Raw genomic sequence first — 16,747 nt, forward strand, 5'->3', positions numbered from 1 at the left:
TGATGAAGTTCAGTGTATTAGCAAGTGGTAGTAGTGGTAACGCTATATATGTGGAAAATGATGAACATTCATTTTTAGTAGATGTCGGCTTGAGTGGTAAAAAGATGGATCAATTATTTCAAGAGATTGACCGAGATATTAAAAAGCTATCAGGAATTTTCATCACACATGAGCATAGCGACCATATTAAAGGGTTAGGTGTCTTAGCTAGAAAGTATGGGGTTCCCATTTTTGCAAATGAAAAAACCTGGACAGCAATGGATCCTCTTATTGGAAATGTTCCATTAGATCAGCGATTTCAATTTGATATGGAAACAGTAAAAAGTTTTGGATCCATTGATATCCAATCCTTTGCAGTATCCCACGATGCAGCGGATCCGATGTTTTACATTTTTCACGAAAACGATCGGAAGCTCGTTTTAATTACAGATACTGGATATGTGAGTGACCGAATGAAAGGACTTATTAAAGGAGCGGATTCCTTTGTTTTTGAAAGCAATCACGATGTTAGTATGCTACAGATGGGACGTTATCCTTGGTCCGTTAAACGAAGAATATTAAGTGATGTAGGACACGTCTCTAATGAGGATGCTGCAGTTGCGATGAGTGAAGTAATTGATGTGAAGAATACAAATATTTATTTATCCCATTTGAGTAAGGATAATAATATGAAGGATCTAGCTCGTATGAGTGTTGCTCAAACACTTCAATCCTGTGGTGTTATTGCAGGAGAGTATGTGCATCTACATGATACGGATGCCAATAAACCAACAGAGCTAGTTTTTGTGTAAAAATAGAAGTTCCCAATACTATGTATGTAGTATTGGGAACTTTTATTTATTTTTCAAGTAATTTTCATCTTATTTTAATGTGGAATGGGTACATTGTTAGTAGAGACATATTAGATATAGAGAGGAAGAGAAAGATGGATATAAATAACCCTTATGGACCACAACTACCAAACGAACAACCTCCGATAGAACCGAAAAAAAGAAATGAAAAAAAACGAGGAGTAGCAGGTTATTTCTTTAGCGGACTAGCAGGTGTACTTGTAGGTGCATTGCTTGTATGGTTTTTAATACCTTCCGTAGTGACTAATCTACCAACGGATAGAGCAACGAAATCTGGTGAAACAACTAAACAAACCCAACAGCTTTCAGTAGACGTTACAACAGATGTAACTGGAGCTGTAGAAAAAGCCTCCAGCGCTGTTGTTGGGATAACCAATATTCAATCAGTCACAAACTTCTGGAGCCAGTCAGAAGCAACACAGGATGCTGGCACGGGATCAGGAGTTATATATAAAAAAGAGAATGGGAAAGCTTATGTTATTACAAATTATCATGTTATTGAAAATGCAAAATCAGTGGAAGTTACATTAGCAGATGGATCTAAAGTAGAAGCAAGTATTGTAGGAGAAGATATATGGACAGATTTAGCAGTTCTTGCGATTGATGATAAGGGTATAGATTCTGTAATAGAATTTGGTGACTCTGATGCATTAAAACAAGGAGAAACGGTCATTGCTATCGGTAATCCTTTGGGACTTGATTTTTATGGCTCTGTTACAACTGGAGTAGTATCAGGTAAAGACCGCGCAGTCCCGGTTGATTTAAACGGAGATGGATTAGAGGATTGGCAATCAGAAGTTTTACAAACAGATGCAGCGATTAATCCTGGTAATAGTGGTGGTGCATTGATCAACTTAGCAGGTCAACTAATAGGTATTAACTCGATGAAGATTTCGCAAGCCACTGTAGAAGGAATCGGTTTAGCCATTCCAGTCAACACGGCTATTCCTATTATTGAAGACTTAGAGCAAAATGGAAAAGTAATTCGACCATCTATGGGGATCACGCTTATAGATTTGACGAATGTACCTGCATTTCATCAAAAAGAGACATTAAAATTACCAGCGGAAGTTACAACTGGTGTAGTAGTTGACGAAGTTGTAGAAGGAACTCCAGCTGCAGCAGCAGGGATGAAATCATACGATGTCATTGTTGAAATGGATGGAGAAAAAGTAGAAAACACGATTGAGTTGCGAAAACACTTATACAATGAAAAGGAAACGGGTGACGAACTGAAAGTGAAAGTATACAGACAAGGGAAACTAGTCGAGTTAACACTCCATTTAAAGGAATCGGCTGAACTATAAACATGTGGATAACTAAATAATGTAAAGAAGAGATTTACACAACGAGTAGGAAAAGAAAAGCTTGTCTTTCCTACTCGTTTTTCGTTTGGTAAAATAGGTTGTGGATAACAACGGAGGATATGTGCATAACTATTTAAAGTATTCCGACAACGAAAGGAGAGGAAAAAATGAGAATATTCAGCTGTGAAAACCATATAAATCACGCTTTAGACATGTTTGTAGCAGAACAAAAAACTTTTCCAATGCTAGAGGAATTAAATAACGAGGAAAAGTTATCCACAGTTTGCTCCTACTGTGAAAGTAATGCGATATATATTGTGGCTACTGAAAACTAAAACACAAGATGTAGATAACTATTGTGGATATGTGGATAAACTATGTGTATAACTTGTTTGTAAATGAAATGTAAAGGTGGATAACCTGTGAATATACAAATTATTTCAGTAGGAAAATTAAAAGAAAAATACTTGAAAATGGGGATAGAGGAATATACAAAGCGATTAGGTGCTTATGCAAAAATAGATTTAGTCGAAGTCCCAGATGAGAAAGCACCTGAAAATTTAAGTGAAGCTGATATGGAAATCGTTAAGAAAAAAGAAGGCGACCGTATTTTAGCGAAAATAGGAGCCGACACGTATGTTATTGCTCTAGCAATAGAAGGAAAGATGAAGACATCGGAGCAGCTGGCAAGTGATGTAGAATCTTTGATGACTTACGGTAGAAGTAAAATTGCCTTTGTTATCGGTGGATCTCTTGGTCTGCACGAAGAGGTGATGAAGCGTTCTGACGAAAAACTATCCTTTAGCAAAATGACGTTACCACATCAGTTGATGAAGCTAGTGCTGGTGGAGCAGATTTACCGAGCTTTTCGGATTATGAAGGGTGAACCGTATCATAAGTAAATGAGGTGTTTATCAATCACCCTATCCTTCCAAAAGGATAGAAAATGATTTACATTTCCAATCGTAATTAAATTAAAATGTATCGAAAAAATATATATAGAAGAGGAGGTCGTTCATTTGAAAGCACTTGTGTTTAATTCATTCGGAGGACCGGAAGTTCTGGAATATCTTGAAATTGCGGATCCTGTTATCGAGCCTGATGAAATTTTAGTAAGGATGAAAGCAATTGGATTGAATTTTGCAGATATTTATAGAAGAAGAGGGAACTATCATCTTGCTGGCAATCCTCCATTTATTTTAGGTTATGAAGGGGCGGGAGTCGTTGAAAAGACGGGAGCAAATGTCCAAGGAATCAATGTTGGTGATCCTGTTGCATTTGCCGATGTCCCATATGCTAACGCGGAACAAGTAGCTGTTCCGCTGGAAAAGGCAATTCCTCTTCCAGAAACCATTTCTTTTGAAGAGGCGGCTTCCGTTTTGCTGCAAGGCTTAACTGCCCATTATTTAACAAAAGATAGTTATGCGGTTAAGGAGAATGAGATAATTCTTGTTCATGCGGCAGCAGGGGGCGTTGGACAGCTACTCATCCAAATTGCAAAGCTCCTAGGTGGAAGGATCATTGGTTTAACCTCTTCTATGGAGAAGGCGTCCGCAGCTAAGAAAGCTGGAGCGAATCAGGTTTTCTTGTACTCGGATGATTGGAAGAGAAAAGTCTTAGAGGAAACAAACGGAAAAGGTGTGGATGTTGTCTATGACTCAGTAGGCTCTACACTCGAAGACAGCTTTGCAGCAACTCGCATTGGGGGAACGGTCGTATTTTTTGGAATGGCAGGGGGAGACCCTGCTCCAGTTGACCCAAGGATGTTGATGGATACGTCAAAGACTTTGACTGGTGGGGATCTTTGGAATGTCCTTACTTCCCGTGAGGAACGGATAGCCCGTTCAGCCGAGTTGTTCCGCTGGATAGAAGAGGGGAAAGTAACGGTATCTGAGCCTACGGTATTTGCACTACGGGATGGCCGCAAAGCGCATCATTTTCTAGAAAGCCGCAAAAGCACAGGGAAAATTTTATTAAGACCATAAAATGATAAGCTGTGTTGGAAGAAAGGAAGACGTTCTCATGTTTTGAATCTAGAACGTCCTTTCTTTTTACTTTCGGTTTGAACACATAGGAAAAGAAATCAGGTTGCACCCTTACATGTCTTTTGTCCTTATTCACCCGCAGAGTACTCCGGAATGGCTTATTGCCATAAAGGAAACCTCATTTAGATGCGCTGAGGGCAACCGTATCACAAGTAGATGAGGTTTCTATAAATCAAAGAAGAGGTACCAATAAACTAACTGAACCCCGAATAGTAGACACTTTAAAAAAATTGGACCTATTCGGGGTTCAATTCAAACTTTGGCCATCTTCTCTTTTTATTTCCATTGGTTAATAAAATCTGAGTTAAGTATAATTTGCAAAAGTTCCCCAATTTTCTATCTTATTAAGCTGAGGATATATTGAAATAAAGTGAACTATTATGGGAGAATTATTCAACTCAGGATGTGAAATAAAAAATCTACTATCTCCATATCTGATTGCTTTCAAAGCAAGTGGTAATTCCCGTCTAAAAATGTCATTTCGTTTTGTAGCAACAGTCTGATTAAATTGTCCATCTACATCCAAATAAACATTATATACATAACAACCTCTAATTTTAGTCCATTCTCCAAGTACTTCATCTCTCATTGGATTAATTTTATCGTAGGCAAAAATTAATCCAATTGTTAAAAAAAGGTCTGCAGTAATATCCGAATGGGTCAGTGTGTAGCGTCTATGCATTATAGGTTCTGTAGTGGTGATTCCTTCTCTAAACTCAACATAAAGTTTATCGGGATTAAAAATGCTCAAGCAACCACTTCCCAACACTTTTTTCTTAATATTATGATGTTTATTAATCATTTATACTTCGATATTTGCTTGTGTCTTAATGAGAGGGCTTCGCAACAAAAACCTTATATAGAGATTAGTTACGGAGGACCGTATCATAAGTAAATAAGGAAAAAGCCAAAAATGAAAAAGTTATACTCATAACTTTTTCATTTTTGGTGCTTATAAGGAAGAGCAACCAACATCCGTACATTAATATAGCCTTCCTAATTAAAAAAGAAAGGAAAAGTAAATGTAACGAAAGCCGCCCAAAGTCCGTAAACTGGCAAATACTTAGTGACCGCATCTTGGATGGGTGAAGGTCCAGTCTTGTTTTGTAGAAAACGCATATAGGAGACCATAATCCAAATAAGGTTTCCCCAGATAAGTATGTTTACACCTAAAACAGCAATTCTATTAGGCGTAATCCCGTAAGTAGAAAGTCTGAATACGATAGCTGACAAAGCTACACTGTCAATGATAAGAGCAAGAACAATTAAGGCAAAATTTATATAATCTGAAATGTTCTTTTTCTCGTCTGAGTCGCTCTCGATAATAGAAAATATGGTAACGGCCAATACACCAAGGAGTATTCCGTTGAAGGCTATCAGGAAATTGCGGTCCAAAAATGGATTTTTTCCGACCCATATAACCGTTATAAGATAGACCAACAATGTGACCAGGACAAGGGGACTAAAAATTTTGGCTATATACGGTGTAATATTCTTAGCAAGTTTAAGATTCATTGATACCAGGTATGCAGCCACAATAGCGAGAGCGGCAGCACCAAATAAAACGACGTTACTAAAATAGAAGTCCTCTATATCCAAGCCAATAAAGCTAAATAACTGCATGGTTAACGTTGCTAGTACCATTCCGCTAACTGCCATGCTAGCGTAAAGAATACAATATTCCAAATTAAATTTAAGATAGGCTAATCTTGTACTGCCTTTTGAATATTCATTTCCTGTAAATGCAAGCCCTACCAATATCCATAAAAATATAGGAAGGTGTAAATAAGCAAGGATAATACTGTCTTTATAATTTAATGGCAGCATATTTAGATAAAACCAAGAAATTAGGAATAACGCTCCAAGGGAATAAATAACACTTTTTTTCGGAGTATTATTGTAAACAAAATAGGCAGCAATAAAGGGAATTATACCAAAAGCTAGGTTTATTGGAGCAATTGCTTCCTGTTCGACAAAAGAGAAAATGATTCTGGTACTTATCCCGGCCAGAATGGCTAAAATGCCCATGAATAAGAAGCCTTTTTGAAGTAAGGAAGATTTTTCTGAATTTGCCGTCTCCTTGAAATGCAATCTTTCATACCAAATGCCAAGGACCTGAGAATCAGGATTTTGTTCCCATGCGTCTGAGAATGAATTTTTAAAGGCTTTGGGGTCATTTCTAAACATTCTCTCCAGCTCATGTGGATTAGCAATATTTTCAGTAATTAAATTTTTGCTATCCATGATTTTACCTCCCTTAATAATTGTCATAGTAAGTCCTACTTTCATCAGCAATGTTTATTAATCAAACTCTCTTTGCCTGTCTTCGTCACTTTTGTATTCTAAAATATCTCCAGGCTGACATTCTAGTGATTTACAAAAAGCCTCTAGAGTTGATAATCGAATCGCTTTTGCCTTTCCATTTTTCAATACAGAAAGATTCGCCATCGTGATGCCAACCTTCTCCGAAATTACCGTTACGCTCATTTTCCTTCTAGCCAAAATCACATCAATATTGATTATAATTGCCATTGGTTTCACCTCATATAGTTAAATCATTTTCTGATTTTATATCGATGGCATTTTTTAATAGCTTTTGAAGAACAGCAGCAAAGACTGCAATCATCATTGAAGCAAAAGGAACAACCAATCCGACAAAGATGACACCTGGGCGTCGTCTTTCTCCGCAAAGAGATAGAAGAGTGGCAAGACTAGCACATGCACGGTACTGATTGTGATGGCACAGAATTTGATATTCCTCAAAGATTATACAGATAGTGGCGAGAAAACTTTATTTTTTCAATATAGCGTAAAAGTTTAATAGCCTGATACAAAGCCAGTAAAAGGGAATCGCCGATGCATCAAAAACGATAGTAACGAGGTATTTAATCAAGTCAAACTATGGAACCTATTTCGCTGCAATATTACCTAACTCAGGTACCAAAAAGATGCATAAAGCAAGAACTGGAAAGCCCATAAGATGAAAAGCACCTCTCATAAGTATTGTTTTTTAGATATTAACACGTTATTTATTGATAAACAATAAATTTTTATTTATTTTTATAATATTTTTATTGTTAATAATTTATTAAGACAAAAACAAAAATATTCAAAGAAATGCTCTAAAGGTGTATCTCATGAGTCTCAATTAAATTATAGTTAATCACTAAAAAAAACTAACTTTGTGTATAAGAAAAGTGAGCCGCAAATGAGGTTTTTGCAAAAAAAGACAGCACCTTCTAATTTAATAGAATGGTACTGCTGTTTTGTTATATAAGTGAAGGATGAAAAGCTGTTGCATAAATGGTTATTTTGCTTTTGTACAATTCAATCCTTCTAGTCCTCTAGTTATTTCTTAACAACCGGAATCCACATTTCACCGTATACTAAGCCGTTTCGGTGCCCAATTATAACTGCGGCATTTGGGCCGCCTACATAGGCATACTCCTTCGTTTCTGGTAATACTTGTCCAAAAGCGATGCCAGTAAGCGTATTACTCAATTCCTCATCAGTTTGGGCTTCTCCTTTAACAACTACATATTCCCCTTTAGGGAATTGAATCACTCTAGTTGCTTCAGGTAATGTTTTCTCTGTCATCACGCCAGCATAATGCATCATCTTGTTATTTACTGCTTCATTCACCACAAAAATATAGTCGTTCGTAGCTAAAGATTTTAACGTATCAAGTCGTCCATCTTGTTTGACATCATGCCAGAAGTCTTCCTTTTCTTTATTAATACCAGCATAGTCTGTGTAATTGCTCTTTAACTCAGTTCCAAAACCTAAAACAAGAAAGCTGTCTTTTTCTTCTATTGTGTAATTTTCCATATACAAAACCCTTCTTTCGTTTTAATTTCAATCAATCAAGTGATTTATTTATATACTTGATGAGTTTATAATAACCTTAAATCATGTCAAAATATGACCCTATTTAGGAGGCTCCGATGAATAAAGTTGAACGGATTAATACAATTATGCGGTATATTAACAACCGAGCTCACTTTACAATTTCTGAAATCATGCAAGAATTTAATATCTCACGTTCGACCGCATTTAGAGATATTAGAGAAATTGAAGCCATGGGGATGCCGCTTGTCGCAGAAGTTGGCAGGGATGGCGGTTATAATGTCTTAAACAACTCTGTACTTCCGACTGTTCGCTTTACTGATAATGAGATTAAAGCACTTTTTATCGCCTTTATGGCCACAAGAAATCAACAACTTCCCTATTTAAAGAGTCGTCAGTCTTTAGCTGAAAAATTACTTGGCCTTATTTCAGAGAATCAGCAAGAAGACCTTATACTTTTAAATCAAATCTTACTTTTTGAAGGGACGAACCCGCATAATCCAGAGTTACTTGATTTATCGGATTTACCTGATCCTGTACTAGAAAAGCTTATTCAAATTCTTCTTTTGGACCGATATTTATTGATTACTGTCAAGGAAGAGAAAATGACAAAATTTTATCCAATTTATCTCTTGCACCTTCATCATGAAAAGGGAAAATGGCTGGTAGAAGGCTTTAACGTAAAGGAAGAAAAGAGAATGATTTTTCCTGTCTCCAATCTCATCGATGTCAAACCAGACCATACGAAAAATAAAATAAGTAAAAGAAGAATTTTAGAAAAACTTAGTAGACGGGATATAGAGAGTAACCTTGTCCTTGAGCTTGGTCCAAAAGCGATAGCCCAGTTCAAAAAATACCATCCTTTAAAAGTTTCCATTTCCTATACAAATCCCTACCAAACTACAGCCGTTCTAGAAACATTTATCAATATTAATAACGCCGAAGAATTGATCGAAATAACAAATTGGCTTCCCTTTCTGGGTGGGGATATAACAGTTAGGAAAGTGCCAGAAGAAGTCTTAAAAGGTTTACAAGAGAGGCTATTCCTATACTGCCCATAAGAAGTACCAGTTAAAACGCCCTTCTACAATTGTTAATTTGTTTTGAGAAGAGAGTATTTCACTTATAATAGTATTCAACATAAAAGGCGTTAATCTTTTAAGGATCAACGCCTTTATAACTGATTTACTTAAATTGTTAAACTTGATTTTCTCTTACTCCACACATAGATCCAAATGATAATCTAATATATTAACGTATCCTTCATCGTAAGAATTGCGGCGTTCAGCACATAATGGGAATTCTTCGCTTACTTGTTTATTTATCATTAATAATTACTTTGTCTTGAGAAGTGAAAACAATCCATTGGTCCTCATCTTGATTGAATTCTATTTTCTCAATGAAGCCAATTGATTTCTCAGCAACAATGGCAGCAACCTGTGATTCGGTTAAGTCAGCACCATCCGGCCTGTAATCGGCTAATACCTCTACAAACACCGCCGTTCCTTGCCCGGGCATGGACATAGCGATAGATCCTGTATCTGACACAATTACCCGCTGTCCAGCTTTAAGCTTTTTCTTAGCGTCTGTAAAGTCATAATACATGGATCCCGTAAAGAATCGATCTTCCTCGATACTCAATATAAATTTACCTTCTGAATGTGGTACATTTGTAAACTCTTTTTCCGGATATAGCACATCAGATTCGCCTTCTTTCGGAGCCATTCTTCCTTGAACTGAGAAAACAATGTTATGGTCAACAAAGAGTTCTTTGAGTTGCTCTTTTTGTTCATCCGTCAAGAAGTTATGGTTGATTTCAATGTTACCGGTTAATGTATCAACCGAAATACCCATGGAGGCAGCACCTGGATTATGGAATACCTCCCCCATCTTCTTTACTTCCCGGTGCACTTGATCCGTTAGTGCCCACTGCTCTTCTTCCGTAAAATCACTCTTAAAGATATGAATATATTTGGCAAGGAGTTCTCCGCTATCTACTTTACCTTGAAGAATCTTTAGAAGCTCATCCAATCGCTCGTCCGGATTCTTAATTCCAATCCAAAAACCTGGGTCTTCATCAGCTCCAAAAAAGAGGATTCCCTCTTTGTGAAAACCTTTTTGCCCTCCATACACTTCCTCAAGTGCCGCGATTGCAATCTGGCCCTCAACCTGCTGGACGGATAGATTTTCTGCAAGTCGGTCGGTCGGTTTTCCGTAAATTCCATCCTTAAACTCGGGCTGTTCTTCAATTTCCGCTAAAACTTTATCCCGTTCCGGTGTTTCAGTCAACGTTTGTTCCAGCTCTGCAATGATTTCCCGTTCAGTTTCCTTTTTTTCCACTTCTGAACCTTGTCCAAGTGTAATCTGTTCCTTCTCAGAAGTACCACATCCTGCAACTGTCAACAATAATGCAATTCCTATAGGTGTGATGTATTTTTTCATGGCTTAACCCCCTATCATGGAAGTAGACGGAAACATAACTATTATGTTACAAAATTTAAATATACCTCCTAATTGGTGGGGCTTATGTTAAAATTCTGAACTTTAAGATTCACTCTTTCATTTCTTATTCAACTAACCTGCTGCGTTAGTTATTATCGAGATGCGTATTAGATATTAATCGTATTTTTCCACCCATTTGTCATACTTCAAACTTCATGTATCAAATGGAATTAGCGATAAATTATTTTCCATTCTTAATGGAACTTAAGAGGGATTTCTTAATTGAGTGTAGAAAAATATATGTGCAAATAAAACACAGGGGGCTACTATGACTAATTTAATATCACATATTGCTACACTGGAAATACCAGTTACTAATTTAGAAGAATCTATAGAGTTTTATATCGATATCCTGGGTGCTGAAGTCCACTTTCGAGGTGAAAAAAATGCTATGCTTACTATGAAATCAAAAGGAGTTCCAACGATTTTCTTGGTTGAAACTGAAGAAATTAATGGATTATCATTCAGAAATACAAATACAAATATCGTTCATAGCATAATTGACTTTTATACTCCTACTTTAAAAGAATTATATGAGTGGCTTGAAGAAAAACAAGTTGAAGTTGGTCCTTTAAATTTACAAGGCGAATTTGGTGGTTTTGGATTTAGAGATCCCTCTGGAAATTGGTTAAGTGCCTGCAATATCCTTCACCCAGAACAGTAAATTTTTTTTGCGCCATTCTTTTTATTACACATAATGAGTCTAATGCGACATAAAAACTCCTTCAACTAACCTGCAGCGTTAGTTGAAGGAGTTTACTAAGGTTTTACCTAAAGTTGATGTTATCAGGAGAGCTCCCTTTACTCCTAGCATAGATAGTTTGTCCTTTCGCCGGCCTACTTCTGACACTCGTTCCATACCCAGAGGTTGTTCTTCTGTTCATGTACCATTTTTAATCATTACAGGAATGCTACCCTCTAGTGTAATTAGAAAAACTATTCTTCTATATTGAAGAATCTCGCCGTTAAGTTATCCCATCAGTTTATACCCAAGAAACTAGCGTATAGTATGATCAAGGTGAAAATAGTTTCCAATGCCCTTCGGATACAACTTCTACCGCTCCGTCAATCACTTTAATCGCGGTTTGATCGTCAATTGCATACGCAGGTCCCTGCATCCCTGCTGCCCATCGCTCTGCTGCAGCCATGGTATTTCCCGGCAGCATCTCATGATCCAAGTGAGGAAAGATTGAAAAATCAACCAGTCCCAGTGTTTCATCACCGCCGCCTGGTGAAGTCCAGCCAACGAAGTATTCCCCGATGTTAGGTGTCATCACCATGCTCCCAGCACTCATTCCCACATAGACTGAGTTCAGTGAGGGCAAGAGGTCTGCCAGCCTGGATTGACGCATCCAGTGGCATAAGTAAAGGGCGTCGCCACCCGACACCAGCAGTACATCCGTCTCCTGAACCAGCTGTATCCAGCGGTTTTCGTCAATACTTGGTAGCGCTGTGAGCTCCAGCACGCCGACGGACTTCCAACCGAGGTCGACCATAGGATTCTCGGATTTTCCACTGATGAACTGCCAAGCTTTGACTCCGGGGCCAACCCAAGGGTGTCCGTACATAGCAGTGGGAATGCACAGGGCGGTGGAGTCTGCGATCGGCTTGCCCAACATGTCAACCAGCGCGTCGTGTATGCTTTTGTTATTGATGCCTGCAGATGTGAGCAGAAATTTCATAATTTCACTCCTTGTCTTTGTGTGGTACTGTCAAGTTTTTCTTACTTCTAAGGCAGCAACCCTAGCTTTATAAATGATTAGAACACTTCTTGAATCATTGTTAATCCGACGTTCAGCTTATTTGTCTATTCGAATACCTGGCGAAGCTCAATCTGTCCTTCTCCAAGACCATGCGGATCTGGTGCACGCATCGCCCACTCGATAGCTTCCTCGCGAGACTTCACATCTATAAACCAGTATCCAGCGATCAACTCATTGACTTCGGCGAAAGGACCCTCTGTAATGGTCGGTGGTTCTCCCGGAACAGGGTAAGTAATACGAATGCCTTCAGAGCTTGGATGGAGTCCACCGACTGATACCAGAAGTCCAGCATTCTTCAATTCTTCATTGTATTTCTTCATCGCAGCAAACATCTGATCCATCTTCTCTTTTGGCATTGTTCCTGCTTCAGAATCCTTTGAAGCCTTTACAACCATCATAAATTTCATTAAGAAAACCTCCTTTTTACTTGCTGAGTAATATCTTTCTGAGGTAAATCCTTCCTTCAGCCATTATAGATTGATATCATTCTTACTATTGCAGCATTGACCATTATTCCTTTATCCCTTTGTTCATCAAGCTTTTATAGCTTCAATAGTAGAATAAGAAATGTTACCGTCTTCGTAATTAGTAATAGTCCTATTAAATACAAGAGATTAACAATGTCTCCCTAATAATAGTAATTCCAATAAAATTTCTTACCTTTTGGTATTATTCCACATCTAAACAGGGAATCCTTCTTCAGCTAAGCTGCCGATTTAGTTCAATAAGAAAAAAGGCTTTACTCCTTCTTGAAGTAAAGCACCCGTTAATTCATAAAAACTAAGCTTCTATGATGTGGCGTAGGAATGGCATAACAACTCCCATGACAAACAAAGCGATGACGACGTACAGGATGGTTCCGGCTATTGGTAGACTCCATTTTTGCTTCTTGTATTGGAACCAGTAATTAACTGCCCACATGACAAGCAGAAAACCCAAAAGACCGAATGTAAATATGTCACCGATGGGGTCTTGGACTGGGCTAATATTTACCACAGAGAAAAAAGCGAGAACACCAATAGCTCCCAATAAGATTAAATTGACAACATGCACGACAATATTATAAGAATTGTTATTCACTAAATCTCCACCCCGATCATTTATAGTTCACAATCTCAATTTTTTAATAACATTTTATCAAACTTTTATATAAATTATCGTTCTTTCTTTTAGTGAATCAAACGTTATTTCAAAGCCAGATGAGAAAACAACGAACGAAACATTAGTAAAGGATTATCTACTCCTCTTTCCATCTGAACTAAACAAACAATGCTTATTCAACTAGCCTGCCGCGTTAGATTGAGTGTAAACCTTCGGGAGAATCTAATTTAATCAGATGTAGGGTACGTGTCACCATACCAATCACTATAAAACAACCTTTATCTTAAACATAGCCTATTAAAACTAAACTGAAAGTCTTTTCTAGTTGTAGGGATTATTCTGAGAGTTTGCTAAAATAGAATTAATGAAAAGTTTAGTTTTAGATTTTCTAGTTCAAGGAGGGGTAGTATGAAGCAACTATATATAAAGCAAAAAGTATTCAGTTTAAGCGGTAAATTTACCGTGAAGGATGAGCAGGAGAACGATATCTATTATGTAGAGGGAAGTTTTATGCAAATTCCTAAGACTTTCTCTATTATGAATACAACTCGAGATGAAATCGCACTTATTACGAAAAAGGTTTTCAGTTTTTTACCTAAGTTTTTTGTTGAAGTGAATGGTCGAGAGGTGTTAACGATAAAGAAAGAGTTTTCTTTCTTTAAAGCTCGCTACACGATTGATGCGGCAGACATTGAAGTACACGGTAACTGGTGGGATATGAACTTTGAAGTGTTACAGCATGGTGTAGTTGTTGGTAGGGTAAGCAAAGAGTGGTTCACTTGGGGCGATAGCTACAAGGTTCAAATTATGAATGAGGATATGGAGGCTATTATTATAGCGTTTGTTGTAGCCATCGATTGTGTGAAAGCAGACCAAGCAGCTGCTTCTTCCGCATCCACGATGTAATAATTTTTCTTTCAGATTCACCCACTTTACCTAAATTATATGAGAGAATATCTTGATTAAAATAAAAAGACGGTAATCAAGCTCAAATTTCATCGAGATTAATTACCGTCTTAGACTAGCAAAAAGATGCTCTTAGCAATAGTCTAAGTACTTAAGTGAATTCATCTTAAGCGCTAATAATGCTTCCTAATTCGTAAAAAGTTAGTACCGAGTTCATTAAAAGCGATAGCTATTAGTATAATAGCGATGCCTAACCACTGTAACGGTGTTACCACTTCCGACAATATAATACTTGCTGAAAGAATCGCAATAGGTAATTCAATGGATGTTAATATATTTGCAACTCCTCCTGAAACCAAAGGGGCACCAGCTGCGAAAAATAATGGTGGTAGGACTGCGCCAAACAGCGAAACGCCAATCGCTGTTGTAAATAAGTTTAGTTCCAGTGGCACGACAGTTGGAATGTCCCGCATGAAAAGGACAAACACTAAAATTGTTGACCCAGTTACCATCAAAGAACTCCGCGTTAATGGATCCACATTTACAGCGACCTTTCCACTGCAAAAAATAAAACCTGCATAAGTGAATGCTGATAGAATTCCGTAGATTAAGCCTTTATATGGCAGACCTTGTATGTCCCCATTCACGAAATTCGAAGCAAAAAAGACCCCTATTAAGATTAGAATGATGGACAATATAGTTACAGGCGCAGGTTTAATTTTGCTGAAAATCCATTCTAAAATGATGCCAATCCAAACGAATTGGAACATTAAAATAATGGCCAACGAGGCCGGTAAATATTGCATCGAACCATAATAAAAAATACTAGTTAAACCGATAAAGCAACCGGTAATCATTATTTGAAGAACATTCTTCTTGTTAAGCCCTTTGAAACTCGCGCGTTTAATCAGAGTTAAGGACCATAATAAAAAGAATGAGATGACCATTTGAACGATATTGATTTGCCCAAGTGAGTAGCCAAAGCTAAATCCAAGTTTAGCAAATATCGGAGTAAAGCCGAAAAAGGATGCACCTAGTAATATATATATAACACCTTTATTTAATTTCATAATATGACCTCCTTGATGTCAAGACACAACCGAACTATTATAACATATATAAGCATAATCTTGGTTCCACCTTAAATGCTTTAACAAAGGAACAAATAGGAAGAGTAGACTTAGTTGCTGGGTAGTGTCGCTGTGTAAGAAACAATGGTTTGATTGATACTTGAAAAGTTGGTATTGTTTTAAAGAAAGAACAGGGTAATTAAAATAAAGATCTTTTATTGTCCAGGAGGACTAAAATCATGGTAACAATTAAGGAAATAGCAGAAAGAGCAAAAGTTTCACGGACAACTGTTTCGAGAGTGATCAACAATTCGGGTTATGTCAGTGAGGATGCTAAAAAAAGAGTGTTGAAAGTTATTGAAGATACGGGATATGTACCGAATCAGTATGCCAAGTCACTGCGGACCAAAAGTACAAAAGTAATTGGCGTCATACTACCGAAAATTAGTACTGAAACTTCAAGCCGCCTCGTAAAAGGTCTTGATGAAATTCTGGCAAAGGAAGGCTATCAGATACTTCTTACGATCACAAATCTGGATCCTAATAAAGAAATAGAGTATTTAAAGCTATTAAAAAGCCGTAATGTAGATGGAATTATCTTGTCAGCAACTAATATCAACGAAGTATTAATTGAAGAAATACACCAGGGGGAAGTCCCGTTTGTAACGGTCGGTCAACATATAGCTGGATTAGCCAATGTCCTTTTTGATGATTACAGGGCTTCAAGGGATATGGTGAGCTTATTTGTTGAGAAAGGTCATAAAAAAATTGCTTTTATTGGGGTGGATGAGCAAGACCATTCCGTAGGATATCTTCGGAAACAGGGTTATTTGAAAGGGTTGGAAGAGTATGGTCTGACTGCTGAAGATAAGTGGATTCAAAAAGGAAAATTTGATGTGGAATCAGGGTACGAATCCATGAAGTCCATTATGGAAGATGCGAAGCAAAAACCATCCGCAGTACTAGCTGTAACAGATCGACTGGCAATTGGTGCGATAAGATATTTAAACGATATAGGACTTTCTGTTCCAAACGACATAGCTGTTGCCGGAATGGGAGGATCAGAGCTTTCTAAATATATTTCTCCATCTTTAACCACTATCGATTTTTCCATTGAAGATGCAGGTCGAGAAGCAGCAAAATTATTATTAAAGCAGATAGATGGGAGCAGCTGCAAGGATGTCATTAGATTAATAGATCATAGACTTTTAAATCATTTTAGTATATAATACCAGTGTAATCGATTCCATACAGTCATCTGCGATTACACTTTATTTTTTTCTAATATGGAATCGATTCCATAGCAACAGAAAAAATATTTTGAGATAATAAAAGAGTGCTTTTTGAAAATATTTT

At 37.4% G+C, this 16,747-nt stretch carries 19 protein-coding genes; 9 read left to right on the forward strand and 10 right to left on the reverse strand.

All coding sequences use genetic code 11. The features are described 5' to 3' along the window. Positions 1-2: 2 nt before the first annotated feature. The 5 genes from BLR36_RS13770 (at position 3) to BLR36_RS13790 (ending at position 4,143) form a co-directional block, all read left to right on the forward strand. A complete protein-coding gene (locus BLR36_RS13770; protein WP_093062332.1) occupies positions 3-791 on the forward strand; it encodes an MBL fold metallo-hydrolase in 789 nt (262 codons plus the stop codon). A 134-nt stretch (positions 792-925) separates the two neighbouring features. After that, positions 926-2,158: a S1C family serine protease gene (locus tag BLR36_RS13775; protein WP_093062333.1), complete on the forward strand. Its 1,233-nt coding sequence runs from the start codon at positions 926-928 to the stop codon at positions 2,156-2,158. A 167-nt stretch (positions 2,159-2,325) separates the two neighbouring features. Next, positions 2,326-2,493 (forward strand): CxxH/CxxC protein, encoded by a 168-nt coding sequence (locus BLR36_RS13780; protein ID WP_093062334.1) that lies wholly within the window; start codon positions 2,326-2,328, stop codon positions 2,491-2,493. Between the two features lie 87 nt (positions 2,494-2,580). Continuing rightward, entirely contained in the window at positions 2,581-3,060 is a 480-nt protein-coding gene (gene rlmH / locus BLR36_RS13785) for a 23S rRNA (pseudouridine(1915)-N(3))-methyltransferase RlmH (protein ID WP_093062335.1), read from the forward strand. A gap of 117 nt (positions 3,061-3,177) precedes the next feature. Then, entirely contained in the window at positions 3,178-4,143 is a 966-nt protein-coding gene (locus BLR36_RS13790; protein ID WP_093062336.1) for a quinone oxidoreductase family protein, read from the forward strand. A 364-nt stretch (positions 4,144-4,507) separates the two neighbouring features. Here the strand turns inward: BLR36_RS13790 and BLR36_RS13795 are convergent, their stop codons facing one another. The 5 genes from BLR36_RS13795 to BLR36_RS13815 all read right to left on the reverse strand — a co-directional run bounded on the left by BLR36_RS13795 (position 4,508) and on the right by BLR36_RS13815 (position 8,031). Next, entirely contained in the window at positions 4,508-4,954 is a 447-nt protein-coding gene (locus BLR36_RS13795; protein WP_093062337.1) for a staygreen family protein, read from the reverse strand. Positions 4,955-5,199: 245 nt separating this feature from the next. Further along, on the reverse strand, positions 5,200-6,447 hold the full coding sequence (locus BLR36_RS13800; protein ID WP_093062338.1) for a DUF4153 domain-containing protein: 1,248 nt from the start codon (positions 6,445-6,447) through the stop codon (positions 5,200-5,202). A 57-nt stretch (positions 6,448-6,504) separates the two neighbouring features. Then, positions 6,505-6,735 carry a helix-turn-helix domain-containing protein gene (locus tag BLR36_RS13805; protein WP_093062339.1) on the reverse strand — a complete coding sequence of 77 codons (231 nt, stop codon included), beginning with the start codon at positions 6,733-6,735 and terminating at the stop codon, positions 6,505-6,507. A gap of 10 nt (positions 6,736-6,745) precedes the next feature. Next, positions 6,746-6,979 (reverse strand): DUF2975 domain-containing protein, encoded by a 234-nt coding sequence (locus tag BLR36_RS13810; RefSeq protein ID WP_371326733.1) that lies wholly within the window; start codon positions 6,977-6,979, stop codon positions 6,746-6,748. Between the two features lie 572 nt (positions 6,980-7,551). Then, positions 7,552-8,031, reverse strand: a complete 480-nt coding sequence (locus tag BLR36_RS13815) for a GyrI-like domain-containing protein (protein ID WP_093062340.1) — start codon at positions 8,029-8,031, stop codon at positions 7,552-7,554. A gap of 116 nt (positions 8,032-8,147) precedes the next feature. Between BLR36_RS13815 and BLR36_RS13820 the strand changes: the two genes are divergently transcribed. Beyond that, entirely contained in the window at positions 8,148-9,110 is a 963-nt protein-coding gene (locus BLR36_RS13820; RefSeq protein WP_093062341.1) for a helix-turn-helix transcriptional regulator, read from the forward strand. A gap of 256 nt (positions 9,111-9,366) precedes the next feature. On the opposite strand, the gene BLR36_RS13825 is transcribed toward BLR36_RS13820, so the two are convergent. Continuing rightward, positions 9,367-10,491 (reverse strand): hypothetical protein, encoded by a 1,125-nt coding sequence (locus BLR36_RS13825; protein WP_093062342.1) that lies wholly within the window; start codon positions 10,489-10,491, stop codon positions 9,367-9,369. A gap of 328 nt (positions 10,492-10,819) precedes the next feature. Between BLR36_RS13825 and BLR36_RS13830 the strand changes: the two genes are divergently transcribed. Further along, positions 10,820-11,215 carry a VOC family protein gene (locus tag BLR36_RS13830; protein WP_093062343.1) on the forward strand — a complete coding sequence of 132 codons (396 nt, stop codon included), beginning with the start codon at positions 10,820-10,822 and terminating at the stop codon, positions 11,213-11,215. Positions 11,216-11,564: 349 nt separating this feature from the next. On the opposite strand, the gene BLR36_RS13835 is transcribed toward BLR36_RS13830, so the two are convergent. From BLR36_RS13835 to BLR36_RS13845, 3 genes are all read right to left on the reverse strand, one after another. Continuing rightward, on the reverse strand, positions 11,565-12,233 hold the full coding sequence (locus BLR36_RS13835; RefSeq protein ID WP_093062344.1) for a Type 1 glutamine amidotransferase-like domain-containing protein: 669 nt from the start codon (positions 12,231-12,233) through the stop codon (positions 11,565-11,567). 125 nt (positions 12,234-12,358) lie between these two features. Continuing rightward, positions 12,359-12,721: a YciI family protein gene (locus BLR36_RS13840; protein ID WP_093062345.1), complete on the reverse strand. Its 363-nt coding sequence runs from the start codon at positions 12,719-12,721 to the stop codon at positions 12,359-12,361. Positions 12,722-13,094: 373 nt separating this feature from the next. Continuing rightward, the gene (locus BLR36_RS13845) at positions 13,095-13,394 is read right to left on the reverse strand and encodes a hypothetical protein (protein ID WP_093062346.1); all 300 of its coding nucleotides are present in this window, start codon (positions 13,392-13,394) and stop codon (positions 13,095-13,097) included. 429 nt (positions 13,395-13,823) lie between these two features. Here BLR36_RS13845 and BLR36_RS13850 point away from each other — a divergent pair, with 429 nt between their 5' ends. Continuing rightward, positions 13,824-14,321: an LURP-one-related/scramblase family protein gene (locus tag BLR36_RS13850; RefSeq protein ID WP_093062347.1), complete on the forward strand. Its 498-nt coding sequence runs from the start codon at positions 13,824-13,826 to the stop codon at positions 14,319-14,321. A 173-nt stretch (positions 14,322-14,494) separates the two neighbouring features. Here the strand turns inward: BLR36_RS13850 and BLR36_RS13855 are convergent, their stop codons facing one another. Next, positions 14,495-15,391 carry an EamA family transporter gene (locus BLR36_RS13855; RefSeq protein WP_093062348.1) on the reverse strand — a complete coding sequence of 299 codons (897 nt, stop codon included), beginning with the start codon at positions 15,389-15,391 and terminating at the stop codon, positions 14,495-14,497. 239 nt (positions 15,392-15,630) lie between these two features. Here BLR36_RS13855 and BLR36_RS13860 point away from each other — a divergent pair, with 239 nt between their 5' ends. Continuing rightward, a complete protein-coding gene (locus BLR36_RS13860; RefSeq protein WP_093062349.1) occupies positions 15,631-16,620 on the forward strand; it encodes a LacI family DNA-binding transcriptional regulator in 990 nt (329 codons plus the stop codon). Positions 16,621-16,747 lie beyond the last annotated feature (127 nt).

Source organism: Psychrobacillus sp. OK028, assembly GCF_900103605.1.
Taxonomy (GTDB): Bacteria; Bacillota; Bacilli; order Bacillales_A; family Planococcaceae; genus Psychrobacillus.

Excerpts from the sequence above, each read along its gene's own strand:
- BLR36_RS13775 (WP_093062333.1), top strand. The coding sequence starts at position 926 with ATGGATATAAATAACCCTTATGGACCACAACTACCAAACGAACAACCT.
- BLR36_RS13855 (WP_093062348.1), bottom strand. The coding sequence starts at position 15,391 with ATGAAATTAAATAAAGGTGTTATATATATATTACTAGGTGCATCCTTT.
- BLR36_RS13825 (WP_093062342.1), bottom strand. The coding sequence starts at position 10,491 with ATGAAAAAATACATCACACCTATAGGAATTGCATTATTGTTGACAGTT.
- BLR36_RS13805 (WP_093062339.1), bottom strand. The coding sequence starts at position 6,735 with ATGGCAATTATAATCAATATTGATGTGATTTTGGCTAGAAGGAAAATG.
- BLR36_RS13770 (WP_093062332.1), top strand. The coding sequence starts at position 3 with ATGAAGTTCAGTGTATTAGCAAGTGGTAGTAGTGGTAACGCTATATAT.
- BLR36_RS13815 (WP_093062340.1), bottom strand. The coding sequence starts at position 8,031 with ATGGAAAATTACACAATAGAAGAAAAAGACAGCTTTCTTGTTTTAGGT.
- BLR36_RS13780 (WP_093062334.1), top strand. The coding sequence starts at position 2,326 with ATGAGAATATTCAGCTGTGAAAACCATATAAATCACGCTTTAGACATG.
- BLR36_RS13850 (WP_093062347.1), top strand. The coding sequence starts at position 13,824 with ATGAAGCAACTATATATAAAGCAAAAAGTATTCAGTTTAAGCGGTAAA.
- BLR36_RS13830 (WP_093062343.1), top strand. The coding sequence starts at position 10,820 with ATGACTAATTTAATATCACATATTGCTACACTGGAAATACCAGTTACT.
- BLR36_RS13860 (WP_093062349.1), top strand. The coding sequence starts at position 15,631 with ATGGTAACAATTAAGGAAATAGCAGAAAGAGCAAAAGTTTCACGGACA.
- BLR36_RS13835 (WP_093062344.1), bottom strand. The coding sequence starts at position 12,233 with ATGAAATTTCTGCTCACATCTGCAGGCATCAATAACAAAAGCATACAC.
- BLR36_RS13800 (WP_093062338.1), bottom strand. The coding sequence starts at position 6,447 with ATGGATAGCAAAAATTTAATTACTGAAAATATTGCTAATCCACATGAG.
- BLR36_RS13840 (WP_093062345.1), bottom strand. The coding sequence starts at position 12,721 with ATGAAATTTATGATGGTTGTAAAGGCTTCAAAGGATTCTGAAGCAGGA.
- BLR36_RS13820 (WP_093062341.1), top strand. The coding sequence starts at position 8,148 with ATGAATAAAGTTGAACGGATTAATACAATTATGCGGTATATTAACAAC.